At 54.5% G+C, this 14,327-nt stretch carries 14 protein-coding genes; 8 read left to right on the top strand and 6 right to left on the bottom strand.

Features of this window, described 5'->3' with window-relative positions; genetic code table 11:
- Positions 1–188 precede the first annotated feature (188 nt).
- Entirely contained in the window at positions 189–722 is a 534-nt protein-coding gene (gene gloA, locus ACU6TU_RS14985; RefSeq protein ID WP_447142187.1) for a lactoylglutathione lyase, read from the top strand.
- 2 nt (positions 723–724) lie between these two features.
- Positions 725–1,090 carry a DUF6164 family protein gene (locus tag ACU6TU_RS14980; protein ID WP_447142186.1) on the top strand — a complete coding sequence of 122 codons (366 nt, stop codon included), beginning with the start codon at positions 725–727 and terminating at the stop codon, positions 1,088–1,090.
- On the opposite strand, the gene ACU6TU_RS14975 is transcribed toward ACU6TU_RS14980, so the two are convergent.
- The 5 genes from ACU6TU_RS14975 to ACU6TU_RS14955 all read right to left on the bottom strand — a co-directional run bounded on the left by ACU6TU_RS14975 (position 1,071) and on the right by ACU6TU_RS14955 (position 5,606).
- Positions 1,071–1,766, bottom strand: coding sequence for a cupin domain-containing protein (locus ACU6TU_RS14975; protein WP_447142185.1), 696 nt, complete (start codon positions 1,764–1,766; stop codon positions 1,071–1,073). The genes ACU6TU_RS14980 and ACU6TU_RS14975 overlap by 20 nt on opposite strands.
- Positions 1,767–1,887: 121 nt before the next feature.
- On the bottom strand, positions 1,888–3,024 hold the full coding sequence (locus ACU6TU_RS14970) for a metal ABC transporter solute-binding protein, Zn/Mn family (protein ID WP_447142184.1): 1,137 nt from the start codon (positions 3,022–3,024) through the stop codon (positions 1,888–1,890).
- Positions 3,025–3,056: 32 nt separating this feature from the next.
- Entirely contained in the window at positions 3,057–3,947 is an 891-nt protein-coding gene (locus ACU6TU_RS14965) for a metal ABC transporter permease (RefSeq protein WP_447142183.1), read from the bottom strand.
- Positions 3,931–4,665, bottom strand: coding sequence for a metal ABC transporter ATP-binding protein (locus tag ACU6TU_RS14960; RefSeq protein ID WP_447144271.1), 735 nt, complete (start codon positions 4,663–4,665; stop codon positions 3,931–3,933). The genes ACU6TU_RS14965 and ACU6TU_RS14960 overlap by 17 nt, the downstream gene beginning before the upstream one ends.
- A 281-nt stretch (positions 4,666–4,946) precedes the next feature.
- On the bottom strand, positions 4,947–5,606 hold the full coding sequence (locus tag ACU6TU_RS14955) for a hypothetical protein (protein ID WP_447144270.1): 660 nt from the start codon (positions 5,604–5,606) through the stop codon (positions 4,947–4,949).
- 165 nt (positions 5,607–5,771) lie between these two features.
- On the opposite strand from ACU6TU_RS14955, the gene cas3 reads away from it, so the two are divergent.
- Entirely contained in the window at positions 5,772–8,438 is a 2,667-nt protein-coding gene (gene cas3 / locus ACU6TU_RS14950) for a CRISPR-associated helicase Cas3' (protein WP_447142182.1), read from the top strand.
- A 14-nt stretch (positions 8,439–8,452) separates the two neighbouring features.
- Here the strand turns inward: cas3 and ACU6TU_RS14945 are convergent, their stop codons facing one another.
- A complete protein-coding gene (locus ACU6TU_RS14945; protein ID WP_447142181.1) occupies positions 8,453–8,884 on the bottom strand; it encodes a DUF29 domain-containing protein in 432 nt (143 codons plus the stop codon).
- 462 nt (positions 8,885–9,346) lie between these two features.
- On the opposite strand from ACU6TU_RS14945, the gene casA reads away from it, so the two are divergent.
- Genes casA through cas6e form a run of 5 tightly spaced genes read left to right on the top strand, consistent with a single transcriptional unit; the run spans position 9,347 to position 14,318 of the window.
- The gene (casA, locus tag ACU6TU_RS14940; protein ID WP_447142180.1) at positions 9,347–11,050 is read left to right on the top strand and encodes a type I-E CRISPR-associated protein Cse1/CasA; all 1,704 of its coding nucleotides are present in this window, start codon (positions 9,347–9,349) and stop codon (positions 11,048–11,050) included.
- Positions 11,050–11,715: a type I-E CRISPR-associated protein Cse2/CasB gene (gene casB, locus ACU6TU_RS14935; RefSeq protein WP_447142179.1), complete on the top strand. Its 666-nt coding sequence runs from the start codon at positions 11,050–11,052 to the stop codon at positions 11,713–11,715. Before casA ends, casB begins: the two co-directional genes overlap by 1 nt.
- A 60-nt stretch (positions 11,716–11,775) precedes the next feature.
- The gene (gene cas7e, locus ACU6TU_RS14930; RefSeq protein ID WP_447142178.1) at positions 11,776–12,867 is read left to right on the top strand and encodes a type I-E CRISPR-associated protein Cas7/Cse4/CasC; all 1,092 of its coding nucleotides are present in this window, start codon (positions 11,776–11,778) and stop codon (positions 12,865–12,867) included.
- 9 nt (positions 12,868–12,876) lie between these two features.
- Positions 12,877–13,629, top strand: coding sequence for a type I-E CRISPR-associated protein Cas5/CasD (cas5e, locus tag ACU6TU_RS14925; protein ID WP_447142177.1), 753 nt, complete (start codon positions 12,877–12,879; stop codon positions 13,627–13,629).
- Complete coding sequence (gene cas6e, locus ACU6TU_RS14920; protein ID WP_447142176.1) at positions 13,629–14,318, top strand: type I-E CRISPR-associated protein Cas6/Cse3/CasE; 690 nt, start codon at positions 13,629–13,631, stop codon at positions 14,316–14,318. The genes cas5e and cas6e overlap by 1 nt, the downstream gene beginning before the upstream one ends.
- The last annotated feature ends 9 nt before the right edge of the window (positions 14,319–14,327 follow it).

Here is a 14,327-nt window from a genome sequence, read left to right as displayed (position 1 = left end):
CAGGTGCTTAAAAACAGGTACTTAAAAACAGGCATTTGAAAACAGCAAGCCGTCACCATCAGAAAACGTGTGACGGTCTTGAATATGACGGTCTTGAATATGACGGTCCTGAATATGACGGTCTTGAATATATTGTACATGGAATGACTTTTGTACAAATCATGGCGACTAACCAAGGAGACTCAACGATGGCATTTAGTGGCGAGCACCACCCAGGCGTGACGGCACCCCCTGAGGAAACCCAGGGCTTTCGACTCAACCATACAATGTTGCGCATCAAGGATCCCGCGCGCGCACTGGCCTTTTATTCCCAGGTGTTTGGCATGCAGGTTCTGCGCCGGTTGGATTTTGAGGAAATGCAGTTTTCTCTCTACTTTCTGTCCAACGTGGAAGATAGCGATAGCGTGCCCGAAGACGCCTCGGCTCGAACGGCCTGGACATTCAGTCAGAAAGGGTTGCTGGAGTTGACGCATAACTGGGGAACCGAAGACCAGCAGGATTTTGCCTATCATGATGGTAATGCCGAACCTCAGGGCTTTGGCCATATCTGCTTTTGCGTTCCCAACCTGGAAGCCGCTCAGGCATGGTTTGACGAACACGATGTCACCTTCGTTAAGCGCGCCGATCAGGGCAAAATGCAGGATGTTATTTTCATCAAGGACACGGATGGCTACTGGATTGAAGTGATTCAGGCCGACCGCATGGCCGGTAAAGGAGACTAAGCATGGCGCATCTGCTGTTCCGGCTGCGTCATGTCACAGAGGAAGAAGCCCTCGAAGTTCGCCAACTATTGGAAGAACAGGGGTTTGACACCTACGAAACCCAGGCAGGTTTTTTTCGCCTGGGCGTAGAGGCTATCTGGTTGCGTGATAATCGCGAGAAGGAGAGGGCACAAGCGGTGCTTGCCGATTATCAGGCCAAGCGGTTTGAGCGCGTGCGCCGGGAACACCAGGATGCGCTGGCCAATGGCGAAGCGCCGACCCTCTGGCGCCGCCTGGTTGCCCACCCGCTTCAGGTGGCTCTGGTCATCCTGGCCGTGGCCATGATCATACTCCTGACGCTCCTACCCTTTATTGGTCTGGTGAATTGATAAAGGCCAGATGACCGCGTTTCAGATATAGCTGCGCGCCGTGAGGGCCGGCTTCCAGCGTCGGTGCCGCGCCGATAGGATAGCGACACCAGCTGCCTGCCGCGTACTCCTGACCATCACACAGCAGCGTTCCCTCCAGCACAAAAAGTTCTAAACCACCCCGCAACGGCGGATAAGCGACCGTGGTATTAGCGTCCCAGCGTTCCAGGCTGATCCGTTCAGAGCCATAGCCCTCTGAACTATAGGTGTGCAGCATTTTGTACGTAATACCAGGGCGTCTATCAGGTTGCCAGGGGAGGCGATGCGCCGGGACGGCCAGCTGAAGGATGTCGTCGGGATGAAACTGGTGCAGCTTTACCAGAATCAACGCACCTTCTTCGCCGATGTGTGGCGTGTGACCTGTGCCGATTGGGTTGCGCAGATAGCAACCCGCAGGGTAACGGCCGTGTTCATCGGCAAATACCCCCTCCAGGACTAATATTTCTTCGCCGCCATCATGAGTATGGCGGCTGAACTGGCTGTTCGGCGCATAGCGAACCAGGCTTGTCGCTCGGGCAACTTCATCGCCAATACGGTCCAGCATCATCCTTTCTACGCCAGCACTGGGAGAATCGACCCATTGATATTCTTCCGGGATAACAGAGACAAAATGGCTAAAATCGGCGTTTACACGCATGGCATGGGCTCTTGCATTAGGGGAGTGGCAGGGTTGCGGCCAAGTCTCTCCGTCTCGAGCGTAGAATGCAATCCAAAAAAAATACCGCCCGTAGGCGGTATTCAATCGTTTACATTCTTGATCAGTGGTCATGACCATGATCATCGTGGTCAGCCTGTTCCGCCCCAGCAAGCGCTGAGTGCAATACCTTGGCGTTATGACGCATCATGCCCAGATACGTGTTGGCATCGCCTTCACTGGCCAATGCATCGGCATACAGGGTGCCCGCAATCGGCAGGCCGGTCTCTTCGGCGAGCTGGTTGATGATCGCCTGATTGGTCATGTTTTCATGAAACAGTGCCTGGACGTTTTCCTGTTCGATCACATCCACCAGTGCCGCCATGCTGGCCCCGCTGGGGTCTGCTTCGGTGGAAAGCCCCACGGGCGATAGGAAGTTGACGCCGTAAGCACTGGAAAAATAACCAAAGGAATCATGACCCGTAATCACGCTGGCAGAGGCAGGGATATCACTCAGGATATCGCGAATCTCACTGTCCACTGCGGCTATCTCGGCCAAATAGCGTTCCGCGTTGGCCTGATAGCTTTGCGCATTTGCGCTGTCGGCTTCCATCAATCCATCACGAATATTGGCCACGTAGACCTGTGCCTGCTGCAGATCCTGCCAGGCGTGAGGGTCATCATCACCGTGAGCGTGTTCGCTGTGATCGGCTTCTTCGTGACCGTGTTCGTCATGGCCATGTTCGTCGTGGCCGTGCTCGTCATGATCGGGCTCGTCGTGATCGTGCTCGTCGTGACCGTGTTCGTCGTGACCGTGTTCGTCGTGGCCGTGCTCGTCATGATCGGGTTCGTCGTGACCGTGTTCATCGTGGCCATGTTCATCGTGACCGGATTCGTCATGGCCAGCCTCGCCCAAGGCGCGTGGCTGAAGGCCGTTTGTGGCGGTAACCAGCGCCCCGTGGTAATCACTGGATTCGATCAGGCGCTCCATCCAGCCCTCAAACAGCAAGCCGTTAAAGACCACCAAGTCGGCTCCTGCCAATGCACGGGCATCGCCTGGGCTTGGCGAGTACATATGGGTGTCACTGTCAGAGCCGACCAATGAGGTCACCTCGACGTGCTCGCCACCCACGTTTTTGACCATATCCGCCAGAATCGAAAAGCTGGTGACCACCTGAACCCGCTCGTTGGCGATCGCTGCTGGAAGCGCCAGCATGGCAGAAACGCCCACCAGCCAGCGTGAAGAAGAGGAAAGCGACATACTGTGCTCCTTAAAAAAACAATAACAGACCGTTATGACGACTGTTCAAGCGCCAGCGGCGTTGTCTTTCGCCGTAGCTTGGCGGCCAAGCTGTGATAGCGGCCGAACAGTGCCGACAATAGATACCCCAGCCCGGCCAGCAAGATAATGCTTGGCCCAGACGGCGTATCCAGATGAAACGAAAGCAAGAGCCCACCGGTGCTGGAAACCATCGCCAACACCACCGCAATGCCAATCAGGCCTTCCAGCCGCTTGCTCCAGAACCGTGCGGCGGTGGCGGGCAGCATCATCAACCCCACGGCCATCAAGGTGCCCAGGGTTTGAAACCCCGCCGTCAGGTTGAGTACCAGCAAGCCCAGAAAAACACTATGTACCCAGCCACTGCGGCGGCTTTGCCCGCGCAGAAACAGCGGGTCCAGACACTCCACCACCAAGGCGCGGAAAATAATTGCCAGGATAATCACAATCAGCGTACTGATAGAGGCAATCAGCAATAACGCCGTAGAGTTGACCGCCAGAATTGAGCCGAACAATACATGGGTCAGATCCACGCTGCTGCCACCCATGGAAATCAGCATGACCCCAGCCGCCAGTGAAATAATAAAGAAGCTCGCCATAGCCGCATCTTCCCGCTGGCCGCCCATTTTCGACACGGCCCCGGCAAGTAACGCCACCATCACCCCGAACAGCACGCCGCCAACACTCATCACCGGCAGCGAAAACCCTGCCAGCAGAAAGCCGATGGCAACACCGGGCAGAATCGCATGGGCCATCGCATCGCCAATCAGGCTCATGCCGCGCAACACCAGAAACACCCCAAGTGGCGGCGCGGCCAGTGACAGTGCCAGGCCGCCGACTACCGCTCGGCGCATAAAGCCATAATCAAAGGGCGCCACGAACCATGCATCAAGAAGTGCTAGCATGACGCTCTCCCAAGGTAAACGGCACAACCTTTGCCGGGGCATGCGAGTGGTTCAACGCGCTCGGCGCAACCCAGCGGCCATGGCCGCCACTCAGCATCAGCACTTCATCCGCCAGGCGGCTCAGGTGATCCATATCATGCAGCACAACCACGATGGTGGCGCCGTCATCGGCCATCTGGCGCAGGATAGGGATCAAAACATTCACCGTATCGCTATCCACGTTGGCAAACGGCTCATCGAGCAGTAATAGCTCGGCTTCCTGCATCAGGGTGCGGCCAATCAATGCCCGCTGGCGCTGGCCGCCAGAAAGCTCGCCCAATGGCCGATGCGCCAAATCGGAAATGCCCAAGCGGGCCATGATGTCGCGACCCTTGCGGTAATGCGCCGCGCAATACCCTGTCAGTGCCCCGTGGCTTGGCCAGCTACCGGTCATCACCAGCTCTTCCACACTCATCGGAAAAGTCAGGTCTAACGCCAACTGCTGGGGCAGCCACGCACGGCGGGCGTTATCCACATTGCAGAGCACCTTGCCGCTGGTCGGGCGAAGCTCGCCCATAATCGCCTGAATCAACGTGCTTTTACCGGCCCCGTTCGCGCCGATAAGCGCCGTAATGGCCCCTGGCTTTATGTCGCCATCCACATGCTCAAGCACCGTGCGCCCACCCTGGGCCAGATGAAGATCCTGCAACTGCAGTCGTGAAAGAGAAGGCTCACTCATAACGGCCACCCGCTGGCCCAAACCACCAAGGCCCACAGCGCCAGCAGCGGCAATGCCACCAGGCTCAACCGCTTCACGGCAGACAGCGACATCAGCGAAAAATGACAAGGACCTTCCCTATTATGGTGATGCGTATGCTCACTCATTGAGTGCCCTCGCTTACGAATAAATAAGTTATAACATAACAGTTGATGAAGCAAAAAAGAGGGCGACATTTTACGCGCTCCAACGGTGCTGACAATGCCAGAGGAGCGATTAGACGCATTTTAGTGACGCGATGTTTAGTAACGCCACACAGCACCGATCTGCTGAGGCGAGACCAACAGCGCGTACTCACCCTCCAGAGTGACAGAGCCAACGGAAACGCTAGCCGGCTGAAACTGGTTGATCGCGTTGGAAGCCTGGTTGGGCTGTGTCCATATCTGCAGCTCATTAACCAGCATCCCGGTGGCAAAATTCACCGCACCATCCCGCTCGCGGCCATCCGCCGCAATAACGGCCCCGGCGATGCTATTCACCACCAGCGAGCTGATGCGCGCATCAACGCCACGGCGCGCCCGTTCGGCTCTGGCCAGCTGTAAACCCAATGCCTGCACGTCGCTTAATTCACCCTGTGCCTTCAACCGCTGATACTCAGCCAACGCCGCCTGGTGCGGCTGCCGATCCGTCAGCATGCCGCCTAACGCCAACGCTGATTTGACCACGCCCACGCGCGAATCAAAGCGGTCATCGCGGCTACTCGCTTCGCTGGACTGATACGCATCAAAGGCAAGACTTGCCGCATAAATGCCTGTCCATCCCGTTTGCCACCACGCCGCATGACGAGCCCCATCTTCAAACACCTGGTTGTAAGTCGCCCAATCAGAAGGCGTTTGCGCCTTTGCCACCTGAAAAGGCAGAACCAATAACGCCAGGGCAGACACCGCCAGCACACGAATCATCGACATAACGCATCCCCCAACATGGAAAAAAGTCACGCCAAGCCTAGCACGTTGCGCCTCACGAGATAGCCTGCCAACAGGTGACCTAAGTATGACGAAGGTCAATAGCGTTGCAGGGTTAAGGGTGGTTAGATGGAAGGAAAACAATGGCGCAGGGAGGCAACGATGATTTATTACCGCTACTGGGGAAAAGCGCAGGCTACGGGAGGCGCCGTCGAGTGCCATTTATTGCCGTATCACAACCTGGATGTTGCAGCAGTAGGTTGGCTGTTGCTTTCGCCTGATAAACCCCTGACTCAACGTCTTGCCGCACAGCTTGATCTCTCACCTGAAAGACTTCGCCATTTACTGGTTTTTTGGCTTGGCCTTCACGACATCGGTAAATTTTCCCGAGCCTTTCAAGGGCTTTTTCAAGCGACCTCAAATATAAAACTGGTTCCTGCCGCTGCACAGTATGTTTATACCGAGCGCCACGACCGCTTAGGCGCCGTAATCTGGGAAGCTAAATTGCCTCAGTGGCTCCAGGACGGCACATTGCAATGGCCTTTTGAGATAAGTCGTACTCAGCGCAAAGCAATTCGCAATGCATTTTCTGTTCTTGCGGTACCCTTCTTTGGGCATCACGGTCAGCCAGTGAGTGCGGACGGTATTGCGCCTGAGATATTTTTCTGTCGGGACGAACACATTGATGATACGGAGGCAACGCGTCAGTTTATTGCCGATTGGGCCAGCGTTGTTCCGCCAAAGTGGCCAATTGAACAACTATGTTCTGAACAGTGGGTATATGCCCTGCAGACGCTAAGCTGGTCAATCGCAGGCTGGGCAACCTTAAGTGATTGGTTGGGCTCGAACCAGGATCACTTTCCCTATCTTCAAGAGGAGATTCCTCTCGCCGACTATTGGCAAATTGCATTACAAAACGCTGAAAAAGCGCTGCAAGAAACAGGGTTTAGCAACGTTTCCAAACCGTTACCTTACGCTGGCATGGCAGATTGGTTTGGCAAGCAGTCCGTCACACCGACACCCTTACAGCACGCCGCCGAGACAGTAAGCATCACGGACGGGCCGCAGCTGTTTATCTTGGAAGATGTCACTGGGTCAGGAAAAACCGAGGCCGCCTGTATTCTTACGCAACGCTTATTAGCGGCAGGCCACGGCGATGGGCTCTATTTTGCGCTGCCTACTATGGCAACTTCCAATGCCATGTATTCACGGCTGGGTAATTTGCATCGTCGATTTTATACCGCTGATTCATCGCCCTCTTTTGTTTTGGCCCACGGCGCACGGGATTTAAATGAGGATTTTATGGCTGCTGTTGCCTCACCTCAGCCTGCTGATTTGAATTACACCGTTAGCGAACTGTCGGCCACAAGTCGCTGCAACCAATGGCTAGCGGATTCGCGTAAAAAAGCGCTTCTGGCAGAAGTGGGGGTTGGCACCATTGACCAAGCCTTGATGGCAATTTTGCCATTTCGTCATCAGTCGCTGCGCTTGTACGGGCTGGCGCGAAAGGTGTTAGTAATTGATGAGGTTCACGCCTACGACAATTACATGCAAACACTGCTTAGCCAATTGCTGGCCTACCATGCCCGGCAGGGTGGTAGCGCTATTCTGCTAACCGCCACGCTTCCCCGTGCTATGCGCAGTGCTCTGATGGCTGCCTGGCAAACGGGGCTTGGGCAGTCAGAAACTAAACCACAGAAAGATCACTTCCCATTGATGACCCATGTAAGTGAAGGTCAGCCCCTGGAGTTGCCGCTAGCATCGCGTTCAGAAGTTTCTAGAAGCGTAGAGGTTGATTGGCTAACCGAAGAAGAGCAGGCGATTGATACGGTAATGGAGTCAGTCGATGCAGGTGAGTGTATCGCCTGGGTGCGCAATACTGTTGATGACGCCATTCGTGCGTTCGAGACTATCGCCGCCCGCCACCCTCAGCCCGAACGCTGCCTGCTGTTTCACAGCCGCTTTGCCATGATCGATAGGCAGCGCATTGAGTCCCAAGTCATTGAACGCTTAAGCAAAGATTCGACGCCTGAAATACGCAAGGGCCAAGTGTTGATCAGTACCCAGGTATTTCAGGAGTCTCTCGACTGCGATGTCGATGTGATGATCAGTGATATTGCCCCCATTGATTTGCTTATCCAGCGAGCTGGGCGTTTGCAGCGCCATCAACGTGGAGAGCGCTGCCTGCCACGTCTGTTGTTGCTAGCGCCGCCATGGATGGATGAGCCTGACGAGCAATGGCTCAAGCGAACGCTGCCGGGTACTCAGGCGGTTTATCGAGATACATCCCTCTGCTGGCTAACCCAAGGGGTATTGCGCCGTCTGGAAGCGATACGCATGCCTGAAGAGGCGAGGGATCTCATTGAAGGTGTTTACGGCCAGGTTTCTGACGATATTCCTGATGCGCTGCAGACAGCTCGTTACGAGCAGAAAGGATTGCAGAGAACGGCTGGCTCGATAGCGAACTTCAACGCACTCAACCTTGAGGAAGGCTACGTAAAAACCGACCAATGGCAGGAAGAGCAAGAGATAGGGACACGCTTGATGGATGAACCTACAATCAATGTCGTGTTGCTGTCACTCTCCGAGGATGACGAGCTAGCGCTATGGGCGGGAGAGAGCCGCCATACGGATATGCTCAGCCAAGTAAAATTACGCCAAAGCCAAGCCGCCAAGTTGGCAGCGCTGCCGAGCCGCTATGAAAGTCATTGGCTTGCCCTTCAAGGGCGCTATAAAGCACTGAAGTATACCCAGCCTTGGCTGCCGGGTGATGACGCTGCTTGCGACTACGATACCCAATGGGGAGTTAGGTTGGGGAGTAAGGAGTAAACGTCATGAGGCGTTCAATGTTCGCTAGGCTGAAAGCTAATGGCTTCTTCGAAGCTATAAAGACACTGCTCGGGAAAATCTTGAGGCTCGCGGTCTGTTTCGATGGCGGCCGCACGACGAGCATCTTCATAAGCTTCATTCATCAAATCAGGCAGCGATGCTTTCAAGCTGGGATTGTCTTTCAGCAGACGATTCACTTTGCTTTGCGCATCTTCAATCGTCAGCCGCCAGCTGCGCGAGCGCCTATCCGGCTGGTGATCCCATTTCAGCAGGTGCATCAGCAAGCGGGCCAGCTGGCTAATCAAGGCGCGTCGCTCGCTTTTTCCCATGCTTTCAATCTCCTCAGCGAGATGCTCAAGGTCCAGACTGTCGAGTTTTCCCGCCCGCAGCAGCCCCGCCTGTTCAAGTGCCCAGGCGTAGGCATCCTGCTCATAGTGAATCGCCATTGCTCTGACCCTCTTGGCCTGTTTGCTGATAATAGAAGTACCTTTAAGCCTCAAGCTATCGCTGCTAGTGATCGACTCAGTAAAGCCCCCGCAAGTGCGGGGAACGGATCTCGGCTGCTTGTTCAGTCAGCCTAGTTTACGGCTCATCCCCATTCGTATGAGGAGCTAAAAACTTAATTGTGCACCGTGAGTTTGTTTATGCCTAGTGCGCTGTCTTGATAAGTATGCCTGGTTTGCTTAACTTGTTTAGTCAGGCTTGTTTACTTGATAATATTTTTGAGTGATTCTATGCTTTTCCTCACTACCTTGATGGGGGACTACTGCATATGCCCGGCTGGATAAAAGGCTTTTTTGACAGATTGGGTGAGTGGGATTGGATCAGCATTGCTGAGCGTCTGGCATGGCTGCTCTTTTTAAAGCTAATTAAGCGAATTGCTCACATGCTGGGCAGGAGGTGAGGATATGAACATGATCTGTGGTGACCCTTGGTTGCCGTTTCTCCACCGCAGCGGCGAGGTCAAATACCGCCCCCTCTCAGCGTTAGCTGATCCAGATGTAATTAATCTCGCCCTGCCGCGGGCGGATTTTCAAGGAGCGGCCTACCAGTTCCTGATAGGCCTGCTACAAACAGCACTTCCGCCAAAAACTCACGATGACTGGCTGGATTTGTTAATGGAGCCTCCCAGTGTTGACGACTTGGATAAAGCGTTCGCCCCTTTCAGTAGTGCTTTTGAACTGGACGGTGATGGCCCTCGCTTTATGCAGGATCTTGACCCGCTGGAAGATGTAAAAAACGCCACGGTCAGCGGTTTATTGATTGATGCCCCCGGCGCTAATGGCATCAAAAACAACACCGACTTCTTCGTGAAACGTGGTCGCGTTGAGGTGATGTGTGACGCCTGTGCGGCCATAGCGCTGTACACCATGCAGATTAACGCGCCTGCGGGTGGTGCCGGTATCCGCGTGGGTCTGCGTGGCGGTGGCCCACTAACAACGCTGGTGATGCCGGAGTTGTCAGATGCCAGCCTATGGGAGCGGCTATGGCTAAACGTCATTACGCAGAAAGAAACCACACAAAAAGGTCAGCATTGGTCGACGCCACATCCAGAAGAACCTTCACTATTTTTCTGGATGGCTAATACGCGGGTAAGCGATAAAAAAGGCACCGAAGTGCTGCCTGAAGACACTCACCCCCTGCACGCTTACTGGTCAATGCCGCGCCGCTTCCGGCTGCTATTTGAAGAAACAGATGAATGTCCGTGTGATATTTGTGGACGAAAAACGCAACGGGTCGTGCGTGAATTACGCGCTAAAAAACAGGGGGCAAATTACGACGGTCCATGGCTCCACCCGCTAACACCCTATCGACGTGATCCCAAAAAGCCCAATGAATTGCCGCTTTCCAGTAAAGGCCAGCCAGGTGGGCTTGGCTATCGGCACTGGTCAGGCTTTGTGCTGAATGATGAAGAAAGCAGTGGTGCAATCGCGGCAGCGGTGCTGAAAAGCTACATCCAAAAACAAAAGCTAGTGTCACAAGAGCGAGCGCATGGCGAAGACATCCAGGCATTGCTGAGAGAGGCGCGTTTATGGGTGTTTGGCTACGACATGGACAACATGAAACCGCGCGGTTGGTACAGCATCGAAATGCCACTTGTGGAAATTCCACAAGGTCAGCAGGAAAGGCTCCGCACCTGGGTTCACCAGTTGACAGAGCTTTCGCGCAATATTGCCTGGATGGTACGTACCCAAGTCAAAAACGCTTGGTTTTCGAGGCCATCAGATGCCAAAGGCGATATAAGCGCCATTGATAACCAATTTTACGATGTAACCCAGCCTGAGTTTTTTAAAGCATTGCTGGCCCTTCAGCAGGTGCTGCAACAAGACTCGCCGCCACCGCATATTCCTCCCGACATTGCCGAACGTTGGTACTTAGCCCTTAAGCGTGAAGCTATGCGTGTATTCGAAGACTTGGCACTAAGCGGTGCCCAGGAAAGCATGGACCTTGAGCGTGCCACCGCTGCCCATCGGCAGCTGCAGAGCTTTCTTGGCGGCAAGAGTAAAGGTAGCAAAGTGGTGAGTGACTTTATCCAACAGGGTGATTTTGACCCCTCCGCGCAGGCCAAGCGTAATGCGGCCTCTGCTGCATCCACGACAGGAGACGCCTGATGAGTGACGTGTTAACGCTGGAAACACCCGAGAAAGAAGATGTATTGACCGAGGCGGAGAAAAAGGCACTCGTTGCTTTGAAACGGGATGAAGCCGCTGCCTTACGCCGTTGGTGGCAGCGGTTGACGCTACCGCCACAGGCTTTGAAAGCATTGACCCCTCAACCACCACTGCCCCGTGGTGTGCGAGCGGTACTGCGCCGCTGTGATAGCGCGGAGGTCGCGATGCTAACCCAAGGTTTTCGTGAGCTATGGGCGATGCTGCCGGAAGCGACGAAGCAAGCGAATTATCGCGATGAAAAGCTACAGGTGTGGTCATGCATCGCGCTAATAGCTGCGGAGTTGCGCGAAGAAAAGAAGAGTGCGTCGTTAGCCTCACGCCTTGGCCAACAAAAAGAGAAAACCGGCAAGCCCTTGATGAGCGAGCTGCGTTTTCAACAGTTACTTTCCTGCCAAACGCCGGAAGAATTTATTCAGCGCTTACGTCGCGCGCTGGCGCTTGCGGATAAGAAGGATGTCAGTGTCGTACTGCTAGCCAGTGTTATCTCACTCTGGTGGCAGGAGCATCGTGGGCGTTTGTCTGCCAAGCCTACCCAGCGGCTTGGATTCGTACTGGCAAATGACTATTTCGCGGCAACGTCTCGCTATAGCCATCGCAGCGACTGATTTTTACGACTGACTATCACCCTTTCTAGCGTCATATGGAAATCAATAACGGAGTTATCTATGAGCCACTTTATTCAACTGCACCTGCTGACCTCTTATCCGCCCGCCAACCTAAACCGTGATGATTTAGGCCGCCCCAAAACTGCCTTGATGGGTGGTGCTAAGCGTCTACGTGTTTCTTCTCAAAGCCTGAAACGCACCTGGCGTACGTCTGCATTGTTTGAAGAAGCCCTGGCAGGACATGTGGGGACGCGCACCAAGCGTTTAGGCAAAGAAGCTTACGATCAGTTAATCGACAAAGACGTTGACCAAAAAACCGCCGCTGCCAGTGCAGAAAAAATCGCCGGTGTGTTTGGCAAGCTGCGTAAAGTAGAAAAAGGTGAGCCTAAGGAGTTTGAAATTGAGCAGCTTGTACACGTTGGCCTTGAAGAGCGCCAAGCGATTAGTGAATTAGTGGAAATATTGGCGAAAGAAAAGCGCGAGCCAAACGATGATGAGTTAAAGCTTTTACGCCACAAACCTGCCGCCGCCGATGTGGCGCTGTTTGGCCGTATGCTGGCTGCCGTTCCTGAATATAACGTAGACGCCGCCTGCCAGGTTGCACACGCTATCACCGTACATGCTGCCGAAGTGGAAGATGATTATTTTACGGCGGTAGACGACTTGAACAGCGGTGATAAAGATCGTGGCGCGGCGCATATAGGGGATTCTGGCTTTGGTGCCGGGCTGTTCTATCTTTACATCTGCATTGACCGCCAGCAGTTGGTTGAAAATCTCCAAGGCAATAACGAGCTAGCCGACCAAGCGATTGCGGCCCTGGTGGAAGCTGCTGTCAAAATGTCGCCCAAAGGCAAACAGAACAGCTTTGGTTCCCGCGCCCATGCGAGCTACGTGCTGGCGGAAAAGGGCAATCAGCAGCCGCGCTCACTCTCCACCGCTTACCTGCGGCCCATCACGGGGCAGGATCAAGCGCTTGATGCGATCAGGTGTCTGGAGCGCCAAGCACAAGCCTTTGATGATGCCTATGAAGCAGGTGCCGATAGCCGCTTTGTCACCAGCGCTGAGCCTGACTATGAAGCGCCGCAGTTAAAAGGCGATATTAAGAAAGGCAGCCTGACCGAACTGATCGCTTTCTTAAAAACCGACCAGTAAGGAGGCGGCATGACCGACTATCTTATTTTTCGGCTCTATGCGCCGCTGGCGAGTTGGGGAGAAGCGGCCGTTGGTGAAACGCGCCCTACAGCTACCTACCCTGGTAAAGGTGCCATACTTGGGTTGCTCGGTGCTGCGTTGGGTATTCGCCGCGATGACGATGAAGGCCAAACGCAACTGCGTGAAAGCATTGCCATGGGCGTCAAACAGTCCACCCCCGGTATGCTAATGCGCGACTACCACACGGTGCAGATGCCTGCCACGCAATCAAAAGTGAGCTATCACACCCGCAAAGAAGAGCTAAGCGGGCCACGCGATGCGCTGAAAACAATACTTTCCAGTCGTGACTATCGTTGTGATGGTCTCTGGACAGTGGCCGTCTGGCTAACGCCTGCGGCAACCCTGACACTCGCCGAGCTTGAGCAGGCATTGAAAACGCCTCATTACCCGCTTTATCTTGGGCGAAAATCTTGCCCGCCCTCTGCACCACTTGCACCTCAATTGCGGCAATGCCACACACTGAAAGAAGCCCTTGATGTGGCGTTTCCCGCTATCGCGTTCAACTGTCGCGAAGACAAAACGGTGCTTCGCTTCCCCGATGAAGCCTTCTATGCCTGGGAAGGTGAGGCCAGTACGTTAGATGGCAATGACCAAGCCGCAGAGTACAACGACGTGTGGGATCTACCACTGAACCGTCGTCGTTGGCAGTTTGGCCCCCGGCTAGAGTTTCGCCGGGCCATAGCAGCCGAGGAGGCGCGCTAATGTATCTCTCACGCATACGTGTTGACCTGAACGGACTTTCCCGCGAAAAGCTGTTTGATGTGATGAATGCCGAAGCCTATACGGCTCATCAGCTTTTATGGCAGCTATTCCCCGACTACGAAGGACCAAGGCCATTTATTTTTCGGCAAGAACTGGAAGAAGCTGAGGAGGGCAGAGGACCCAAAGGGCTACCTCTGTTCTACATTCTTTCAGATCGTGAACCCTCATCAGTGCCAGGATTGCTGACCGCAGAGAGCAAACCCTATGCACCAGAGCTCAAAGCGGGCGAGACGCTAGCCTTTCGCCTGCGCGCTAACCCCACGATGGCACTTTCGGTGCCCGGAAAACGCGGCCAGCGTGCCGATGTGTTGATGGCGGCCAAAAAGCCATTTTCGCCGGGGCAGCGCACAAGCCAAGCCTGTGTTGATGCAATGAACAGTAAAGCCCGTGAGTGGCTTGAAAGCCGTGCTGAAACTTGGGGCTTTCGCTTGCCGGTGACGCCAGAACTAGGTGCTTACCGTCAGCATGTGCTGAATAAAGGCAGCGGAAAGCCGGTTCAGTTCTCTACCGTGGATTACGAAGGGTTATTGGAAGTCACCGAACCAGGAAAACTCATTGAAACCATGGCCCATGGTATCGGGCGAGCCAAAGCATTTGGCGGTGGTTTGCTACTACTGCGCCGACCTTAGGAGGCTAGC

Source organism: Halomonas sp. LS-001, assembly GCF_052983955.1.
Note: the sequence above shows the minus strand (reverse complement) of the source record. Positions and strands in the feature narration are given on the sequence as shown.